The sequence below is a fragment of the Bifidobacterium pseudolongum subsp. globosum genome (assembly GCF_000741295.1).
Taxonomy (GTDB): Bacteria; Actinomycetota; Actinomycetes; order Actinomycetales; family Bifidobacteriaceae; genus Bifidobacterium; species Bifidobacterium globosum.
In genome coordinates, this window is record NZ_JGZG01000008.1 from 109,146 (window position 1) to 124,201 (window position 15,056).

The following is a 15,056-nucleotide window of genomic DNA, read 5'->3' on the forward strand; positions in this document are numbered from 1 at the left end:
TTCATGGACAAACGCAGCTATATCAACCATGCCAAGGCGTGGGAGTGCATCGAGGACCATGAGGCCGCTCGCGAGACACCATTCGTGCGCCATGCCCGCACGTTGGCGCAGCAGGCGCAGCTGCCCGCATGCTCCGCGGCGGTGGGCGGCCTGCTCAACACCTACGAGACGCTCACACACGCGTCGTCGGTCATCGTGATCGGCACCGGTTCGCTCGTCGAAACGGCCCAGCTCGTCGAAGGCCTGCACGGTGAAGGCAAGCTTACGGCGGTGGATTCCTCGGTGCAGGGCGGCGCGCAGGTGCGCATGCTGCTCAAGTCGATGGAAGACGACACGCGCACCACGCTGCGCATGGTCAGCGCGCAGCCAGGCGTGTATTTGCAGCGCCTCAACGGCGCAGACTACGACCTGATTGTGGTGTGCGGCGATGCCTCGAACTATGAGCCGGCCTATGAGCAGGCGCCGCGGCTGCTCAAGCATGGCGGCACCATCGTCTTCACCGATGCGCTCGCCATGGCCTCACCCCATGCCAAAGGCGGCCTGACCAACCCGGCGGACCGCAGTCCGAAGGCCATGATGATGCGCGGCCTGCTCGACCGCATCGAAGACGACGAACGGTTCGTCACCGCGCTGACCCCAGCCGGCACTGGCCTGCTGATCGCCGGCTACCGCTGACGGATCAACCCGCTCAACGCCACATCCACAGCCTCGTCCGCATCATCGGTGATCGTGACGAGGCTTGGGTCGAGTGGTGAAATCATGGCGCGCTGCGCGAGTGTGCCATTGACCCAATCGAACAGGCCTTGCCAATACGAACTGTCGTACAGCGCGATCGGAATGGTGGCCGCCTTGTGCGTCTGCACGAGTGTGAGCAGCTCGAAGGTCTCATCGAGTGTGCCGAAGCCGCCCGGGCAGACGATGACGCCCGACGAGTACTTCACGAACATCGTCTTGCGCACAAAGAAATACCGGAACGTCATGCCCAGATTGACCCATTCGTTGATCCCCTGCTCATGGGGCAGCTCAATGCCGAGGCCAGCGGATTTGCCGCCTTCGATCGAGGCTCCCTTGTTCGCCGCCTCCATGATGCCCGGCCCGCCGCCGGTGATGACGGCCACGTTGCGCCGCGCGATCTGCGCGCCCATGTATTGCGCCGCCTGATAGACCGGGTCGGCGGGATCGGCGCGCGCCGACCCGAAGATGCTGACGGCGGGGCCCAGCTCCGCAAGCGAGCCGAACCCATCCACAAACTCCGCCTGGATGCGCAGCACACGCCATGGGTCGCGGTGGAGCCAATCGATGGATTCATCCGTCTTGAGCAGGCGTTCGGTGGTGCTTTCCTCGGGGATCATCTGCCCGCGGAGCAGCACCGGACCTTGCCGGTAGGTCTCGCCGAGCGGCGAGCGTTCGTCGTCAGGATGGTTGGTGTGCGGAGTGTTCATGTGTGCCCTTTCCAATGCGTTGGCTGAGCACAACAGTACCATCGGGCAACGTGGTCACGCTTTCGTCCCCCGGCTCGTCCGCGCTTGCCGGGGCCGCCGGCTCATTCGCCGTGGCGAGTTCGAAGCGTTTGGATTGCCGGCTCAGCAGCACACCGGAGATCGCCGCGGCGATCAGCGAGGCGCTGAGCACGCCGAACCGTGCTTCAGCCGAAAGCTCAGCGTTGGCGTAGGCAAGCGACGCGATGAGGAACGAGACGGTGAAGCCGATGCCACACGCCACGGCCGCCGGAAACATGTCGCGCACACGCAGCCCCTTGGGCATCTTGAGCGAACCGAGGTGCGTCGACACCCATGCCACGATCATGATGCCCAACGGCTTGCCGACGACGAGCGCCACGATGATGGCGATGACGACCGGCGAGACGAGCAGCATCGGCGTAATCGCATCGAAATGCACGCCGGTGGCGAAGAACGCGAAGATCGGCAGGGCGAGCAGCGCGGAGAACGGCTGCAGCTTGTCGGCGTAGCGTTCGGCGCGCGGCGAGCGCTCGCCGAACATCGAGCGTGCCGGCGTGAGCAGGCCGACGAGCACGCCGGCGAGCGTGGGGTGCACGCCCGCCTCGTACATCATGACCCATGCGAGGATGCCGATGACCGCCACACCGAACCATGGCACTTTGCGCATGCGCACGAGGAAATACCACGCGGCCGCGCAGATCGCGATGCCCACGAACCAATACCAGGAGTTGAGCGACGAGAAGAACACGGCGATGAGGATGATGGCCAGCAGGTCGTCCACCGTGGCAAGTGTCATCAGGAACGCGCGGATCGAGCCGGGCAGCGCCTTGGCGAACAGAGCGAGCACCGCGAGTGAGAACGCGATGTCGGTCGCCGTGGGAATCGCCCAGCCATGCGCGGTCTCACCGAACGGGAAGAGCGACCCGTTCGCGATGAGCAGACTGCCCGGGTCTCCTGCGCCCCACTGGGAAAACACCGCGATGACGCCGATGAACAGGATCGGCGGCACGATCATGCCGCCCACCGCGCACAGCATCGGCACAGCCGCTGCGCGAATGTTCGACAGTGAGCCAGTGGTGAGCTCCTGACGCAGTTCAAGACCGACGGTCAGGAAGAAGATGGTGAGCAGGCCGTCCTGCGCCCAATGACCCAGACCCATGTCGATGTTCGTGCCGGGAATGCCCACATGCCAGTGCGACAGGTGTTCGAACCCCGCGGCAGTGGCCGGGATGTTGGCGAGGACAAGCCCGGCGAGCGCGAATCCGAGCATGATGAGACCCGAAATACGGTCCGAAGCCGCGATCCTGCGTATGGTGGCCCATGCGCCATGCCTGCCTGTACTCATTGTGCCTCCCGAATCCGGACCATCCCGGCCGCCTGTGCTGTATGTCAAAAACCATTCCATTATGCCGCAATCGGCACCCAGATGCACGGGCGCGCAGCATTATGCACAGGTTCTTAACGATTGGCGAGTGCGGCGTGCATCCGTTCCAGCACATCGGCGAGCATCGATGGCGGGCATGCCAGATTGACACGTTCGAAGCCTTCGCCTTCCACACCGAACAGCGCGCCCTCGTCGAAATACACGCGGGCTTTGGTGCGCATGAAGTCCCGCAACTCATCGGCGCCCGTGAAGCCCAGCCCACGGCAGTCGAGCCATGCGAGATAGGTGCCTTCGGGCTCGACGAGCGCGATGCCGTTATGCGCGGTGGCGAACGCCCGCACGGTGGCGAGGTTGGCGGCGACCACGTCGAGCAGTTCGTCGAACCAGCCTTCTGCTTCGTTGTATGCCGCGATGCACGCGACGAGCCCGAAGTGGCTGACCGTCATGCCACCGATGTTCTCGGCGGCCACGTCGAAACGCGTTTTGAGCTCCGGATCACGGATGATGGTGTTCGAGCACAGCAGACCGGCCAGGTTGAATGTTTTCGTTGGCGCGGTGAATTCGATGCACTGGCGTGCGATATCATCGCCCAGCTCCCCCATCATCGTCACCGGATGCTCGGGCCACGAGAAGTCCGCGTGAATCTCGTCGATGAGCAGCAACACGCCGTATGTACGGCACAATGTGGCGATACGGCGCAGTTCGCCGGCTGTCCAGACGCAGCCCACCGGGTTGTGCGGGTTGCACAGCAGCATCGTGGTGCAGCGTGGATCGGCGAGCTTCGCTTCCAGATCACCGAAATCGATCGTGTAGGTGTGGGTCGCTTCGTCGTAGGCAAGCGCGTTGTTGAGGATCGTCAGCCCATTGTGTTGCGCGGCCGAGGTGAACGGGTAGTAGACCGGCCGTTGGATCACAATCGCGTCGCCGGGGTGCGTGAACGCGCGCAGGGCCGTATTGACGGCGGGCATCACACCGTCGGAGAGCGTGACCCATTCCGGGCGCACCTCCATGTGGTGCCGACGCGCCATCCACCCGGCGAGGGCAGCGAAATACTCGTCGGTGGCGTAGTCATACCCGAACACGTCATGCTGGGCCGCATCCACGATCGCCTGTACGATCTGCGGCGCCGGTTTGAACTCCATGTCGGCCACGGACATGGCAATCACGTCGTCATTGCCCTCGCCCATGTCGTCTTCGATCAGCTTCCATTTGATCGATGTGCTGTTGCGCCGTTCCACACGCGTCGTGAAGTCGTACACGACCTGCCCTCCTGACCGTCCGTCTGTGTATGCGCACGCCCCATGCGCCCGTATGCGCCTTCAGTGTAATGCGCGCGTGTGAACTCGGCGGAACGGCCCGGAAATTGGCAAACCCCTTGACTGCATACGCAATCAAGGGGTTATTGTGCGCGAGACAGGATTCGAACCTGCGACCTGCTGATCCGTAGTCAGCTGCTCTAATCCACTGGGCTACTCGCGCAGCACCGCTGCCTCCGATGTGACTGACGCTATGCGCGCCTCCACTGCAACGGCTGAGTGCGCGAGACAGGATTCGAACCTGCGACCTGCTGATCCGTAGTCAGCTGCTCTAATCCACTGGGCTACTCGCGCATGTTGCTTGTTTCAGGCAACTCGAAAAAGATATATCACTTTCACAGAAAACACAAATCTCGGCGTGTCGTCTCCTGCTGTGCCATTCGGACCGCTCCCTTATTGGTTGATGCGTAAGCGGGGGCGCTGTGCCGACACATACTGCGGTTCGGCAGTGCCATCCACCGCGTTGGCGTCCACAATGACCTGCGCGATATCGCTGCGGTTGGGCAATTCGAACATCGTGGTCTCGAGAGTGCGTTCGATGATGGAACGCAGGCCGCGCGCGCCGGTGCCTTTATCGAGCGAAATCCGGGCGATGCGGTCGATCGCGTCGTCGGTGAAGACCAGATCCACGCCATCCACATCGAAGAGTTTACGGTATTGCTTGACGAGCGCATTGGCCGGTGTGGTCAGGATCTGCCGCAGCTCGTCAATCCCGAGTTCATTGAGCGCCGTGACAACCGGCAGACGGCCGATGAATTCCGGCAACAGACCGAATTCCGCCAGATCATCGGCGGTGACCATCGCCAGCAGGTCTTTGGGGTCGTACGTCTGGGTGCGCCATGCGGCGCCGAAGCCGGTCTCATGCGCGCCGACCCTGCGTTCCACGATCTTGTCGAGGCCTACAAAGGCGCCCCCACAGATGAACAGGATGTCGCGCGTGTCAATCTCCACGCCATCAGCTTCGCCACGCTGCTTGCGTGCATTGTCCATCGGCACATGCACCGTGGTGCCCTCGAGGATCTTGAGCAGCGACTGCTGCACGCCTTCTCCGGAGACGTCGCGCGTCATGGCTGTGTTGTCCCCGCCCTTGCGCGCGATCTTGTCGATCTCGTCGATATAGACAATGCCGCGGCGCGCTCGGTCCACATCGCCGTCAGCCGCCTGAATGAGCCGACGCAACACCGTTTCCACGTCGTCGCCCACATAGCCAGCCTCGGTGAGCGTCGTGGCGTCGACGATGACAAAAGGCACCTGCATGGCCTTGGCCAGCGTCTGCGCCAGATAGGTCTTGCCGACACCGGTGGGACCGAGCAGCAGGATGTTGGATTTGGCCACCTGCACGTCTTCGAGCGGGTCGATGATCCGGCGTGCCTCCCCGGTGAGCAGCCCCGGATCCTGTGTGCCGGGGTCATGGGCGTCGAGCGTGCCGAGCCTGGTACGTTTGAAATGGTTGTAGACCGCCACGCTGAGCGTGCGTTTCGCCGCCTGCTGGCCGACCACATAGCGGTCGAGCACCTCGTTGATCTGGGCGGGTTTGGGCAGGCGTTTGACTTCGAGCCGGGCGTCTTTCGAACGCTCCTCGGCGATGATGTCCACGCACAGCGCCACGCATTCATCGCAAATCGCCACGCCTGCGCCGGCGATGAGCCGGCCCACTTCGTGTTCGCTTTTGCCGCAGAACGAACAGCGCTGCACGCCGTCGTTGTAGCTGACCACCCGTCCCATTGGTCACGCCGTCCTTCCCGTGGGCCCCTGATGTGCCGCGCGCCGGCGGCCACGCAGGCGCGCGGCGCGCGGCACATCACGATGCCATGCGCATGGTTTTGCGTTACTGTTTGCCGCCGCGCGGTTGCAGCACTTCGTCCACGATGCCGTAGTCCTTGGCTTCCTGGGCGGTGAGGAACGTGTCCACTTCGATGTCCTTGCGCACGCGTTCGAGCGGCTGTCCGGTGCGTTCGACAAGCGTGTTCTCGAGCCATTCGCGCATGCGGAGCATCTCGCGCGCCTGAATCTCGATCTCGGTGGCCTTGCCGAAGCCCTGGTCGATCGCCGGCTGGTGGATCAGCACGCGGGCGTTCGGCAGGATCAGGCGCTTGCCCTTGGTGCCCGCCGCAAGCAGGATGGCCGCGGCCGACGCCGCCTGGCCGAGGCACACGGTCTGCACGTCGGGCTGGATGTAGTTCATCGTGTCGTAGATCGCCGTCATCGCGGTCATCGACCCACCCGGCGAATTGATGTACATCATCACGTCGCGGTTCGGGTCGAGGCTTTCCAGCACGAGCAGCTGCGCCATGATGTCGTCCGCCGTCGTGTCGTCGACCTGCACACCCATGAAGATGATGCGGTCGTCGAACAGGCGCGTGTACGGGTTCTGACGCTTGTATCCGTACGGCGTCTTCTCTTCAAATTCCGGTACGACATACCGGTTCTGCGGACCGGCGAGACGCTCGGCGCGCGCTACGAATTTCGCTTCTTCAGATGCCATGCTCACTCCTTGGTGGTGTTCATGGTGTCGTGCGTGGAGACGAGCTTGTCTACGAAGCCGTACTCAAGCGCCTCCTGCGCAGTGAACCAATGGTCGTATTCGTTGTCGCGGTAGATTTCCTCGACCGTGTGCCCGGTCTGCTCCGCGGTCAGCTCGGCGAGTGTCTTCTTCATGTTCATGATGAGCTCGGCGCTGATGCGCACGTCGGTCGTGGTGCCACCGATGCCACCGGAAGGCTGGTGCATCAGTACACGCGCGTGGGATGTCAGGAAACGCTTGCCTTTGGTGCCCGAGCTCAGCAGGAACTGGCCCATCGACGCGCACATGCCGATGCCCACCGTGGCCACGTCGGGTTCGATGAGCTGCATCGTGTCGTAGATTGCCATGCCCGCGGTGATCGAGCCGCCCGGCGAATTGATGTACAGCCAGATGTCGCTCTTCGGGTCCTCCGCGGCGAGCATGAGCATCTGCGCGCAGATGCGGTTCGCCATGTCATCCTTGACTTCCTCGCCCATCCAGATGATGCGGTCCTTGAGCAGCCGGTTGAAAATCGGGTCGGAGGGGCCGGCGGGCATGTCTCCTTCGGCCATGGTCGGTGTCAGTATTCCACTCACCTTGTCTCCTTTGCGGTTGTTGTGCAGTTACACATTACTTGTTTCAAACGACGGGAGGCCGTTTCTATTCCCGGCATGGCGCCCCGCCACGAGTGTGCCGGTCACCGTGGCCACGGCGCAGGCGAGGGCCACCGGCACGTACAGGTTCGACGGCGCTTCGGTGAGTTCCATGACGAGCGTCATGGCCATGAGTGGCGCGTTCTGCGAAGCGCTGAGCAACGCACAGGCGCCGATGAGCGCATACACGCCGATCGAATTGGTGCCGAACAGTTGCAGCCACACAATGCCGAGCGCGCACCCCATCGATGCGCCGAGCGCGATGCCCGGCGTCAGGACGCCACCGGAGGCGCCTGCGCGGATCGTCATCAACGTGACGACCGCTTTTACGGCGAACGAGAGCAACAGCAGCGGAATGAACGCGAGTTCGGGGCGCCCCGCGAACCCCATCTGCGCGGTGGCCCGGCCATTGCCCATGACCTGTGGGATCCAGATGGCGATGGCCACGGTGATGCAGCCGGCGAGCGGCAGCTGCCAGAGGATCGCCGCACCACTCGCCTTATGTGATTCGGCCCATTGCGCGCCGCGGCGGAACCATGCGCCACACACGCCCACCACGAGTCCTGCGATCAGCGCGAACCCCATGAGGTCCGGTGTGAAGATGGCGTCCACCTGCCCGATCACATAGAACGTGTGCGTGCCTTTGATCAGCGTGGCGACCCATGCGGCAAGCGCGGCGCAGGCGAACGAAAGACCGACGGTCACGGCGCTCACATTGACGAGCAGGATCTCCACGGCGAAGAACCCGCCGGCGAGCGGTGCGTTATAGACGCCGGCGAGGCCGGCGGCCGCGGCGATTGCAACCACGGTCTGCAGATCGGCGCGGTGGAGCCCCGTCCACCGACAGAGCCGTTGCGCGAGCATGGCGCCGAGTTCGCGCGGAGCGACCTCACGGCCGACCGACAGGCCGCAGCCGACGATAAAAATCTGCAACAGCACATGCGCCACGGTCTGCCACACCGGCATCAGCGTGCCGCGCACCGCCTGCCGCACGGACGGCACAGCCTGCGTCTTGGTGCGCAGCAGCCACCACAGCAGCGCCGCGCACGAGGCGCCGATGATGAGCGACAACGCACGGCGCACAGGGTGCGTCAGGAACGGCCCGGGCAATTCAGGTGTTTCCACAAAGCCCAAGGCAATGTGCTCGATGGTGTAGAGCAGCAACGTGAGCGCGCCCGCGCATGCGCCGATGAGCACACCGAGCACCAGCACCGTCGTGATCAATGCGACGGACCGCGACCCCAGCGGCTTGCGGTCCGGATCGAGGTCGTCGCCGCGCGCGCCGGCCATCTGGAATTCGTCGTTGTCCCAATGGCCCGCATGTGCCCCGGGCTGCAGCATGGCCGTTCCCTTTGCCACCACGGTCGTCCTTTCCGTTCGCTGTTCGATGGTGGTACGCAATGGTCCCGCCGGCGCTGTGCTGGCGCGGGCGGGACCATTGCCTTACGGCAGTCAGCCAACCATGAACGGCGGTTCACCCGCCGGCATGTCAGGCGTTCTCTTCGTTGGAAGCGTTGAGTGAATCGGCCACGGCCGCAGCGGCAGCGGCGGCGGCGACGGATTCGTTGTCGCCCACGGCGGCCTCGGCTTCGGCCTCATCAGAGCCAAGGAACTCGCTCAGGTCGAGCGACTCGCCGTCCACGGTGAACGAGACGGCGCGCATGCCGGCGAGCAGGCCCTTGGAACGGGCCACTTCCTCGACAGCGGAGCCAATCTGGCCGTTGCGCATGATGGCCTGGATGAACTGATTCGGATCCATGCCGTACTGCTGTGCGATCGACGCGAGGAAGTTGAACACGTCGCTCTGCGACACCTCGACGTCCATCTTCTCGGCGAGCGCATCGAGGACCATCTGGTCTTCGAGCAGCTTGTCCACGGCCTCTTCCGCTTCCTTCTTCTGGTCCGCGGTGGCCTTGTCCTTGTCGGTGCCCATGCTCTGCAGCTGCTGCTCGATCATGTGCTCCTTGACGCCCTTCGGCGCCGGGATCTCGAGGCCTTCCTCGATGCGCGCGATGAACGCGTCACGGGCCTTGGTAGCCTGCATGCCGAGCGCGTCGGACTCGATGTTCTTCTTGATCTCGTCCTTGAGCTCGTCGAGCGTGTCGAACTCAGAGGCTTCCTGCGCGAAGTCGTCGTCGAGTTCCGGCAGTTCCTCGGCCTTCACGGAGTTGACTTTAACCTTGACGAGGGCCTTTTCGCCTTCGTGCTCGCCGCCTTCCAGCGTGCTTTCGAACGAGGTCTCCTCGCCGGCCGACAGGCCTTCGAGGGCTTCGTCGAGACCGTCGAGCATGGTGCCCGAACCGATCTCGTAGCTGATGCCCTCCTGGGAATCGACGGACTCGCCGTCGATCTGCGCGTCGAGGTCGATGTTGACGAAGTCGCCGTTCTGGGCCGGGCGGTCCACACCCACGAGGGTGGCGAAACGCTGGCGCAGGGCCTCAAGGCGGTTGTTCACGTCTTCGTCGGTGATTTCGGCCTTCTCGACCTCGATCGTCATGCCGTCAAGGTCCGGCAGCTCGAAATCAGGACGGCGCTCAACGGTCGCGGTGAACTTGAGCTTCGTGTCGTCGTCCGCGTTCTGAGGCAGTTCCACGACTTCGATCTCCGGCTGTGCCATCGGACGGATCTCCTTGGTCTGCAGCGCCTGCGAATAGAAGTCCGGGATGGCCTTGTTCACGGCTTCGCCGGCGACGGCGCCGAATCCAACGCGCTGGTCGACGAGCTTGCCCGGCACATGGCCCTTACGGAAGCCAGGAACGGTGATCTGCTCGGCGATTTCCTTGCGAGCGGTGTCGAGGTACGGCTTGAACTCTTCCTGGTCGATGGTGATGGTGAGCTTGGCCTTGGTCGGCTCTAGATTCCTAACGCTGATTTTCACGCTGTATGCTCCTGATACGTATTGTCAATGCTCTGCCCGGAGGCAACCGTTACATGATACCGCGAGTCAGCGACGCTGCCAACAGATGAATCTGCCATGGGCGGGCGCCCTGTTCCTCAAGGAATCCGGCCACATCGCGCGCGGCCGGGTCGTCGGTCCAGCACAGGTTGCGCACGATCTGCGGTTTGATCAGCACATCCGGCGGCGTATGCGTGTCTTGCGAGACCTGGTTGATGAGCGCCCGGCACGCCTGCAGACGCCTGAAGCGGTCCGGATGGTGCTTTTGCCAGAGTTTCATGGATTTCGGCGCGTTCACCTGCGTGGCGCCCCCTTCCGGCGCCGGCATGACCGGCAATTCGCCCTCGGGCAATTCCAGCGCGCGCTGGATGGCCTGCTTCCACACGCTCGGCTTGACTTTGCGCTGGATCGGCGCATACCGCTCGAACATCTTGTCCTGGTTGGTGCCCAAGTGCATGCGCACGCGCTCGTTGAGCGAGCGGATGGCACGGAACTGCCTGGCGTTGTGCGGTTTAGCCTGTGCGGCTTCGATGATCGACGAGTCGGCGAGCAGCAGGCTCGGGGCGATGTCGTACCGCCGGGCGAGCTCGTCGCGTTCGGTCCACAGTTCCTTGGCGATGGCGAGTGCGCGGCGGTCGCGTTGGATGGTGTTGATGTGCGATATGCGCAGCCAGGGCACCGCATGGGGGCGCCGGGGGTGCAGCTCCGTGCGCAGCACATACTCGAATTCCTGACATGCCCATTCCCATTTGCCCGCGCGTTTGAGGTCGAGCGTCATCTTGTGCGCGAGCGGGATGAGCAGTTCCACGTCGAGCGCCGCGTAATTGCGCCAGTCGCGCGGCAGCGGCCGGTACGACCAGTCGGCGGCGGAATGCTCTTTCGCAAGCGTCATGCCCAGATAATGCTCAGTCACATAGGCGAGACCGAAGCGGTGGAGCCCCAGGATGCGCGCGGCGATCTCGGTGTCGAACAGCGCGTGGGGCGTGAGCGAGAGTTGGGCGAAGCCGGGAAGGTCCTGCTTCGCGTCGTGCAGGATCCATGTGGCGTCACCGACGGCGCGATTGAACATGCCCCAGTCCACACCGATCGCGTTCAACGCCATCGGGTCGAGCAATCCGATGCCGGCGCCGTCGCGTTTGAATTGGATGAGCCAATCGTCGTGGCCGTAGCGGTACCCCGACGCACGCTCGGCGTCGGCCGCGAGCGGACCGGACACCGCTGACAGCCTGTCGCAGTAGTCTTCGAAGCCTTCCAGGGTGTCGGTCACCTGCGGGACGCCTTCCCGGGGTTCCCGCAGCAACACGGGCTCGTCGTTCACGCGCGCTCTCCTTGTCGGTGCATCGGACTTGTCACAGACAAATCATGTAACCACTCCCCGACAGTCCACATCACCGGCCAAAGGTGGCCAAGCGGGCGCACAACCGTTTAATACACGGTGAATCCGTAGGATTCGAATTGCTCCTTGACACGTTCCTTGCACGCGCGCGACGGCCCCTTCTGGTCTTCGAGCGGGTACGGGATGCGCATCTCATGCCACTTGGGGCGCCCGAGCTGGTGGAATGGCAGCACGTCGATATGCTCCACGCTGTCGCCGAAGGACTGGCAGATCCGGGCCACCTTGTCCACGTTCTCCTCGCCGTCGGTCAGGCCGGGCACGAGCACGAAACGCACCCAGATCTTCTTGCCTTTAGCGGCGAGCCGTTGGCCGAAGTCGATCGTGGGCTGCAGCACGCCGCCGGTCACCTTCTCGTAGATGTCGGGGTCGCCGGATTTGACGTCGAGCAGGCACAGGTCGATGTCGTCGAGCATCTCGTCGGTGTAATTGCGGTTGAGGAACCCCGAGGTGTCCAGGCACGTGTGCACCCCCATCTGCTTGGCCGCGTGGAACACGCGCGAGACGAAGGCGGGCTGCATCATCGATTCGCCGCCCGAGAACGTGATGCCGCCATGTGTGACCTTGAACAGGTCCGCGTAGCGTTCCACTTTCTTGATCATGGCGTCGAGGAACACCGGCTTGCCGTCGCGCATCTTCCACGTGTCCGGATTCTGGCAGTACTGGCAACGCAATGGGCATCCGCTCATGAACACCGTCATGCGCGTGCCCGGCCCGTCGACCGACGTATTGATGTCCCATGAGTGCACGAAGCCGATGTCGCCGGTCTTCAGCGCGCGGATCCGGTCGCGCCGGTCGAGTCCGACCGGTGATTCGAAACCGGACAGGCCGCCCATGAGTGTTTGGCTGGCGTATTCCTTCGATGTTTTGAGCATGTGCTGCGTTGTCGTGCGGAACCCGGTGCTCTGCGCGTTGTTCTCCATGCCGGTCACCTCCATTGGCGCTAAGGCCCCCTTTCACCTTACGGTGGGATGCAGGGGCGGGCGTGTTGTTCATCGATTGCGTAACCAATTGCAAAGGGCGGAGCCAATGGCCCCGCCCTCATGCGTTCACGTCAGTCTGACGTCAGTCCTCCACGGCGCCCTGATGGAAGGTGCGCGAGATGACGTCGAGCTGCTGCTCCTTGGTGAGCTTGACGAAGTTCACCGCGTAACCGGAGACGCGCACAGTCAGGTGCGGGTACTTCTCCGGGTGCTCCACGGCGTCTTCGAGCTGTTCCTTGCGCAGCACGTTGATGTTCGCGTGGTACAGGCCGTGGCCGTTGCCTGCGTCGAGGATGCCCACCAGGTTGTTGATGCGCTCATCCTCGTCACGGCCCAGGCCGTCGGGGGTGATCGTGTTCGTCAGCGAGATGCCGTCGAGCGCATCGTTGTAGTCGATCTTGCCGACCGAGAACATCGACGGGAGCATGCCGTGCGAGTCCATGCCGTTCTCCGGATTCGCGCCCGGCGCATACGGCGTGCCCTTGACGTGGCCCGAGGGGAAGGAACCGGTGTTCTTGCCGTATTCCACGTTCGAGGTGATCGTCAGGATCGACTGCGTCGGCACGGCGCCACGGTAGACCGGCAGGCGCTTGACCTGACCCATGACCGTGGAGACGACCCACTTGGCGATGTCGTCGGCGCGGTCGTCGTCGTTGCCGTAGAGCGGGAACTCGCCTTCGGTGCGGTAGCCGACGATCAGGTCGTCATCGGCGCCTTCGACGTACTCGAACTCGTGGCCCGGCATGTCCTTGGCGTCCTTGTTGTAGATCGGGTACACCTTGGCGTACTTGCAGGCAGAGAGCGAATCCGCCGCGATGGACAGGCCAGACATGCCGCAGCCGAGCGTGCGGTAGACCTCGCGGTCGTGCAGCGCCATCTCGATCGACTCGTATGCATACTTATCGTGCATGTAGTGGATGATGTTGAGCGCCTCGACGTAGGTCTCCGAAAGCCATTCGAGGGCCTTCTCGTAGTTCGCCTTGACCTTCTCGTAATCCAGGGAGCCGTCGGCTTCCGGCGTGATCGGCTCGATGTGGCCCTTGTCGATGACCTGCTGGCCGGTCATCTCGTCACGGCCGCCGTTGATCGCGTACAGGAGCGCCTTGGCGGAGTTCACACGGGCCGCGAAGAACTGCATCTGCTTGCCCACGCGCATCGGCGAAACGCAGCATGCGATGGCGGCGTCATCGCCCCAGTGCGAACGGATCTCCTTGTCGGACTCGTACTGGATGGCCGAGGTGTCGATTGAGATCTTGGCGCAGAAACGCTTGTAGCTTTCCGGCAGCTTCGGATCCCAGAAGATCGTGATGTTCGGCTCGGGGCCCGGTCCAAGGTGCTCGAGCGTCAGCGTGTTGAGCAGACGGAACGAGGTCTTCGTGACGAGCGTGCGGCCGTCGTCGCCGAAACCGGCGTCCGACCAGGTCGCCCAGTACGGGTCTCCCGAGAAGATCGAATCGTAGTCCTTGGTGCGCAGGAAGCGCACGATGCGCAGCTTCATCACCAGGTTGTCGATGATCTCCTGGGCGTCCTGCTCGGTGATCTTGCCGCTCTTGAGGTCGCGATCGAAGTAGATGTCGAAGAACGTGGAGACGCGGCCGAAGCTCATCGCGGCGCCGTCTTGGCTCTTGACGGAGGCCAGATAGCCCATGTAGGTCCACTGCACGGCTTCCTGAGCGTTCATCGCCGGGCGTGCCAGGTCCAGACCGTATTCTTTGCCTAGGTTGATGAGCTTCTTGAGGGCCTTGATCTGCTCGTCATGCTCTTCGCGGTAACGGATCCAGTGCTCGATCTCGGTCTCCGAGAAATCGTTGCGGTACGGGATCGCGTCCTTGTCGCGCTGCTTGAACTTGATCAGCGCGTCCACGCCGTACAGGGCCACACGGCGGTAGTCGCCGATGATGCGGCCACGGCCGTAGGCGTCCGGCAGACCGGTGAGAATCTTGTTGTGGCGGGCGAGCTTGATGTTCTTGGTGTACACACCGAACACGCCGTCGTTGTGCGTCTTGCGGTATTTGGTGAAGATCTCCTTGATCTTCGGATCCGGCTCCTTGCCGGCTTCCTTGATGGCCTGCTCGACCATGCGCCAGCCACCGTTCGGCATCATCGCGCGCTTGCATGGCTCGTCGGTCTGCAGGCCGACGATCACATTGTCGACCTCGGCGGAATCGATGTAGCCAGCGGGGAACGCGTCCACATCCGCCGGGGTGTGGGTGTCCACGTCGTACACGCGCTGCTTGCGCTCGACAGCCAGGTAATTGTCATCCAAGTACTTCCACAGATGCTTCGTCTTGTCGGTGGCATCGGCGAGGAACGATTCGTCGCCCTCGTACGGGGTGTAGTTCTTCTGGATGAAGTCGCGAACGTCGATGTCCTTCTCCCAGTTGCCCGGCACAAAGCCTTCCCAGGCCTGCTCCTTGACTTCTTCTGGGGAGAGAGCGGTCGCATCAACTGCTGCCATTGGTACTCCT

12 protein-coding genes and 2 tRNA genes are annotated in these 15,056 nt (G+C 63.3%); 1 reads left to right on the top strand and 13 read right to left on the bottom strand.

What is annotated here, in order from left to right; all coding sequences use genetic code 11:
* The first annotated feature begins 3 nt into the window (after positions 1-3).
* The gene (locus BPSG_RS06125) at positions 4-675 is read left to right on the top strand and encodes an O-methyltransferase (RefSeq protein ID WP_026643251.1); all 672 of its coding nucleotides are present in this window, start codon (positions 4-6) and stop codon (positions 673-675) included.
* On the opposite strand, the gene BPSG_RS06130 is transcribed toward BPSG_RS06125, so the two are convergent.
* From BPSG_RS06130 to pflB, 13 genes are all read right to left on the bottom strand, one after another.
* Positions 666-1,442, bottom strand: coding sequence for an LOG family protein (locus BPSG_RS06130; protein ID WP_026643252.1), 777 nt, complete (start codon positions 1,440-1,442; stop codon positions 666-668). The genes BPSG_RS06125 and BPSG_RS06130 overlap by 10 nt on opposite strands.
* The gene (gene nhaA / locus BPSG_RS06135; protein WP_026643253.1) at positions 1,414-2,805 is read right to left on the bottom strand and encodes a Na+/H+ antiporter NhaA; all 1,392 of its coding nucleotides are present in this window, start codon (positions 2,803-2,805) and stop codon (positions 1,414-1,416) included. Before nhaA ends, BPSG_RS06130 begins: the two co-directional genes overlap by 29 nt.
* Before the next feature lie 113 nt (positions 2,806-2,918).
* On the bottom strand, positions 2,919-4,103 hold the full coding sequence (locus tag BPSG_RS06140) for a MalY/PatB family protein (RefSeq protein ID WP_026643254.1): 1,185 nt from the start codon (positions 4,101-4,103) through the stop codon (positions 2,919-2,921).
* Positions 4,104-4,249: 146 nt separating this feature from the next.
* Positions 4,250-4,323, bottom strand: a tRNA-Arg gene (locus BPSG_RS06145).
* Positions 4,324-4,380: 57 nt separating this feature from the next.
* Positions 4,381-4,454, bottom strand: a tRNA-Arg gene (locus BPSG_RS06150).
* Between the two features lie 99 nt (positions 4,455-4,553).
* The gene (gene clpX, locus BPSG_RS06155; RefSeq protein WP_026643978.1) at positions 4,554-5,885 is read right to left on the bottom strand and encodes an ATP-dependent Clp protease ATP-binding subunit ClpX; all 1,332 of its coding nucleotides are present in this window, start codon (positions 5,883-5,885) and stop codon (positions 4,554-4,556) included.
* A gap of 103 nt (positions 5,886-5,988) precedes the next feature.
* A complete protein-coding gene (locus BPSG_RS06160; protein ID WP_022858783.1) occupies positions 5,989-6,645 on the bottom strand; it encodes an ATP-dependent Clp protease proteolytic subunit in 657 nt (218 codons plus the stop codon).
* Between the two features lie 2 nt (positions 6,646-6,647).
* On the bottom strand, positions 6,648-7,235 hold the full coding sequence (locus BPSG_RS06165) for an ATP-dependent Clp protease proteolytic subunit (protein ID WP_033502171.1): 588 nt from the start codon (positions 7,233-7,235) through the stop codon (positions 6,648-6,650).
* A gap of 51 nt (positions 7,236-7,286) precedes the next feature.
* Positions 7,287-8,606 carry a chloride channel protein gene (locus BPSG_RS06170; RefSeq protein WP_051592088.1) on the bottom strand — a complete coding sequence of 440 codons (1,320 nt, stop codon included), beginning with the start codon at positions 8,604-8,606 and terminating at the stop codon, positions 7,287-7,289.
* Between the two features lie 199 nt (positions 8,607-8,805).
* Positions 8,806-10,194, bottom strand: a complete 1,389-nt coding sequence (gene tig, locus BPSG_RS06175) for a trigger factor (protein ID WP_026643977.1) — start codon at positions 10,192-10,194, stop codon at positions 8,806-8,808.
* A 49-nt stretch (positions 10,195-10,243) separates the two neighbouring features.
* Positions 10,244-11,530 (bottom strand): HRDC domain-containing protein, encoded by a 1,287-nt coding sequence (locus BPSG_RS06180; protein WP_026643976.1) that lies wholly within the window; start codon positions 11,528-11,530, stop codon positions 10,244-10,246.
* Positions 11,531-11,637: 107 nt separating this feature from the next.
* Complete coding sequence (gene pflA, locus BPSG_RS06185; RefSeq protein WP_026643975.1) at positions 11,638-12,528, bottom strand: pyruvate formate-lyase-activating protein; 891 nt, start codon at positions 12,526-12,528, stop codon at positions 11,638-11,640.
* Between the two features lie 142 nt (positions 12,529-12,670).
* Positions 12,671-15,046: a formate C-acetyltransferase gene (gene pflB / locus BPSG_RS06190; RefSeq protein WP_026643974.1), complete on the bottom strand. Its 2,376-nt coding sequence runs from the start codon at positions 15,044-15,046 to the stop codon at positions 12,671-12,673.
* Positions 15,047-15,056 lie beyond the last annotated feature (10 nt).

What these genes read in the sequence shown, in the direction of transcription:
- BPSG_RS06125 (WP_026643251.1), top strand. Translation starts at nt 4, where the DNA reads ATGGACAAACGCAGCTATATCAACCATGCCAAGGCGTGGGAGTGCATC.
- BPSG_RS06130 (WP_026643252.1), bottom strand. Translation starts at nt 1,442, where the DNA reads ATGAACACTCCGCACACCAACCATCCTGACGACGAACGCTCGCCGCTC.
- nhaA (WP_026643253.1), bottom strand. Translation starts at nt 2,805, where the DNA reads ATGAGTACAGGCAGGCATGGCGCATGGGCCACCATACGCAGGATCGCG.
- clpX (WP_026643978.1), bottom strand. Translation starts at nt 5,885, where the DNA reads ATGGGACGGGTGGTCAGCTACAACGACGGCGTGCAGCGCTGTTCGTTC.
- BPSG_RS06160 (WP_022858783.1), bottom strand. Translation starts at nt 6,645, where the DNA reads ATGGCATCTGAAGAAGCGAAATTCGTAGCGCGCGCCGAGCGTCTCGCC.
- BPSG_RS06165 (WP_033502171.1), bottom strand. Translation starts at nt 7,235, where the DNA reads ATGGCCGAAGGAGACATGCCCGCCGGCCCCTCCGACCCGATTTTCAAC.
- BPSG_RS06170 (WP_051592088.1), bottom strand. Translation starts at nt 8,606, where the DNA reads ATGGCCGGCGCGCGCGGCGACGACCTCGATCCGGACCGCAAGCCGCTG.
- pflA (WP_026643975.1), bottom strand. Translation starts at nt 12,528, where the DNA reads ATGGAGAACAACGCGCAGAGCACCGGGTTCCGCACGACAACGCAGCAC.
- pflB (WP_026643974.1), bottom strand. Translation starts at nt 15,046, where the DNA reads ATGGCAGCAGTTGATGCGACCGCTCTCTCCCCAGAAGAAGTCAAGGAG.